The sequence below is a fragment of the Flavobacterium tructae genome (genome assembly GCF_002217475.1).
GTDB lineage: Bacteria > Bacteroidota > Bacteroidia > Flavobacteriales > Flavobacteriaceae > Flavobacterium > Flavobacterium tructae.
On record NZ_MUHH01000081.1, the window covers coordinates 1 to 3061 of the forward strand.

4 protein-coding genes are annotated in these 3061 nt (G+C 29.4%); 2 read left to right on the plus strand and 2 right to left on the minus strand.

Features of this window, described 5'->3' with window-relative positions; all coding sequences use genetic code 11:
• Positions 1-397: 397 nt before the first annotated feature.
• Positions 398-1567, minus strand: a complete 1170-nt coding sequence (locus B0A80_RS20390) for a hypothetical protein (protein ID WP_124020604.1) — start codon at positions 1565-1567, stop codon at positions 398-400.
• Between the two features lie 11 nt (positions 1568-1578).
• The gene (locus B0A80_RS20395; protein ID WP_124020605.1) at positions 1579-1875 is read right to left on the minus strand and encodes a hypothetical protein; all 297 of its coding nucleotides are present in this window, start codon (positions 1873-1875) and stop codon (positions 1579-1581) included.
• Positions 1876-2019: 144 nt separating this feature from the next.
• Between B0A80_RS20395 and B0A80_RS20400 the strand changes: the two genes are divergently transcribed.
• Both B0A80_RS20400 and B0A80_RS20405 read left to right on the plus strand, forming a co-directional pair.
• Positions 2020-2649, plus strand: coding sequence for a response regulator transcription factor (locus B0A80_RS20400; protein WP_017496092.1), 630 nt, complete (start codon positions 2020-2022; stop codon positions 2647-2649).
• Between the two features lie 5 nt (positions 2650-2654).
• Positions 2655-3061: hypothetical protein (locus B0A80_RS20405; RefSeq protein ID WP_133063730.1), on the plus strand; the 407-nt coding region annotated here is incomplete at its 3' end.

The following is a 3061-nucleotide window of genomic DNA, read 5'->3' on the forward strand; positions in this document are numbered from 1 at the left end:
CAATTATTAGCTCCAACAATTATATTTATTGAATTAAATTTTGGAAAATATTTTATCGAATGATCTTCATCATTTAAAAAATAATCTTTAAAATTTTCTGTGTTTTCAAAAAATAAATCATAATTGTCTTTCATAATTATTCATTTTAGACTTCTTAATTTTCTTAAAATTCTTTTTTATCAAAGATGCACAAGATTTCTATAAATGCTTTACGTTTTTCCATAATCACTATAATTTTAAAATATTCCTTTCCTCCAAATATATATAAACAAAAAGCCCTCAAACCAAGTACAAACACCTGATTTAAACAAAAGCTTTTTCTCAAGTTCCAAAATAAAAACACTGCTGCGCAATTATTTTACGCAGCAGTGTTTTACTCAATGAAAAACTATACCATTTATTTATTATTATTTTTATCATTATTTTCATTTAAGACGAGTTTATGTTCGTCCTCTTTTCCAAAATTGTAAGTAATATTCAAAAAACCAAGAAAATTAGATTTCTCAATATCATACTTGATCGTTAAAGGAATCCAAATATCTTTAGTTACACGAATTCTGAAATCGGAACTCGCTAAAAAAGTATTCTTTTTTTCATCAGCTAATTTATTTTTCAAAATCGAATTATACTCCATATATAATTTTACTTCAAATACACTTTGTTCATTTCTTTTAAACATTTTATAGTTAAGACCGGCAGAATTTCTCAATTCTAATCTTTGAACACTCTTCTCTATTAAAGTGTCGGAGTAAATTAAATTTGATCTAATATCTAATTCCAGGTTTTTAAAACCTTGCAAAAAAACAGTCCCGAAAGTAAGTTTCTTATTATTTCCCTTATCGTTAGTAGTTCCATTTAAAGAAACCGTCCATAATGCTTTTTTTTCAAGATTGGAATATTCTTGTTTTCTTAATTCATGAATTTTTGCAATATAATCTTGTAATTTTATCGATTTGTTTCGGTTTTCAAATTCAGTAATGATTTTATTAAAATAAATATTTGAATCATCTATTTTATCAAATTCTTTATTTGTCAGTATAGAGCTTGCTATGTTTATAGCTTCTATTTTTTCACTAAACTTCTTGTCACCTATTTTATCTAATTCACTAACAAGTTTATCTTGTATTTCAGATAATTCGCTAGTCCAAAATTTATATTCAAGTGCAAGTGCAGTTTTTGCAAAATTGGCAACGTCTTTGTCTCTCTGATTAATTAAAGCGTAAGTAATTCCGCCAGAAAATCCTTTGTAATTAAATTGTTCATCGAAATTAAGCTTCGTATTGAACTCAAAATTTCTTGAAAATTTCTGTTTAGAAAAAACTGTATCTGTTGTGATATTATCCCAAAAAATAGATTTAATACCGTATAAGGTAGAATTAAATTCGACACTTTTGTTTGGCCCCGTTAAATTACTAGTTCCTAATTGAAATAAATTAGACAAAACTTCTTTGTAATTTCCTGATTTTGAATTATCCGTAGCTTCTCTGAATTTTTGCACTTTTTCATCTTGCGCTAACACAACATGAACAGACATTAAAAGTAGCAAGCTTATAAAATATTTTTTCATGATCTGTTTATTTAAATTTCGAAATAAAATAATTCAGTAATGAATGGCTTCGCTGTCACTCTTTTAGCATTATGAAATGGTCCTCTGGTAAAACTACCCACTACCTCAATTTCTGTTTTTCCATTTATAGAGTTCATTCCAAATAGTTTAATGGTATATCGACCGCTTTCTATATTAAAATCTTGATTAAAAGAAGTTGGAGATTCATACTCGATTTCTTCACGAGTATCCACGTTTTTGATTTCAACTCTAATTGAATCGGGTGCTGATCCGCTACTAATTCTAACTTTTACCTTAATTGTTTTCATGATTTCTATGTTTTTAGTTAACATCTCAAAAGTATCCTGATAACAGTATATCAATCAATTACCCTTTTGGGTGATNNATCACCCAAAAGGGTAATTGCGGTCAATGAACTTATTGTACAACTTTGTAAAAGAAAATGTAACACCATGAAGATACAAGTAGCCATAGTAGAGGATGATAAGAATTACAATCAGGCCTTAAAAAATATCATCGATTTCCAGCAGGATATGGAATGTGTGGCTCAGTTTTTTAACGGTAAAAATGCTTTGCAAAAACTGGAAGCCCTGGAACCAGACGTGGTTTTAATGGATATTCAGCTGCAGGATTTATCAGGTATTGATCTTGTTTTTAAATTAACAGACGTAATGCCAGGCACAACCTTTGTTATGTGCACCAGTTTTGAAAATGACGAAAAAATATTTTCGGCATTACGTGCAGGTGCAAGTGGCTATCTGGTAAAAGGAGATCCGCTGGACAAGATCATTCAGGCGATTCAGGAAGCTCACAAAGGCGGTGCCCCTATGAGTTTTGCGATTGCAAAGCGCGTTTTACAACATTTTCAGGAAACAAAAGTACAAGTACAAACCTTATCGCTACTGACTGTAACCGAAAAAGAAGTTCTTGACTTGCTGGCGCAGGGACTTCTCTACAAAGAAATTGCAGATAAAAAAAATGTCACCATCGACACCATTAAAAAACACATTGGCAATATCTACCGAAAACTACAGGTAAGTAACAAAATTGAAGCAATTAACAAGTTTAACACCAAAAACTAGAAATTATGGACACTCTAAAACTACAAGAAAAAGTTACTGAAACAACAATCTCAAAAAATTTTGAAACATTCGCACCGGTAGTTCTTAAAATTATGCCGGATGAGGAGGTTGATTCAAGAAATGAAGCTTTAAGAGAACTAGCAATCGATAATATGATTTATGATTTCTCTATCGATTCAGAAAATTTCATTTCTGAAATATTTAATTCTTATGATAATGCCCCCATAGAAGAAAAGAAGATATTAGATTACTTTAAAATATACTTCATACAAGATGATAATGATCTATTTTCAATTTGTTTTTCTATATCTTCTGTAGAAACCGAAAAAATTGGAGATAAAGATTTCTTTTTCAAAATTAATACTCAAAAAATAGAAAAAATTGAGAAAGAAGTCTTTATAAAATATAGTAA

What these genes read in the sequence shown, in the direction of transcription:
- B0A80_RS20390 (WP_124020604.1), bottom strand. Translation starts at nt 1,567, where the DNA reads ATGAAAAAATATTTTATAAGCTTGCTACTTTTAATGTCTGTTCATGTT.
- B0A80_RS20395 (WP_124020605.1), bottom strand. Translation starts at nt 1,875, where the DNA reads ATGAAAACAATTAAGGTAAAAGTTAGAATTAGTAGCGGATCAGCACCC.
- B0A80_RS20400 (WP_017496092.1), top strand. Translation starts at nt 2,020, where the DNA reads ATGAAGATACAAGTAGCCATAGTAGAGGATGATAAGAATTACAATCAG.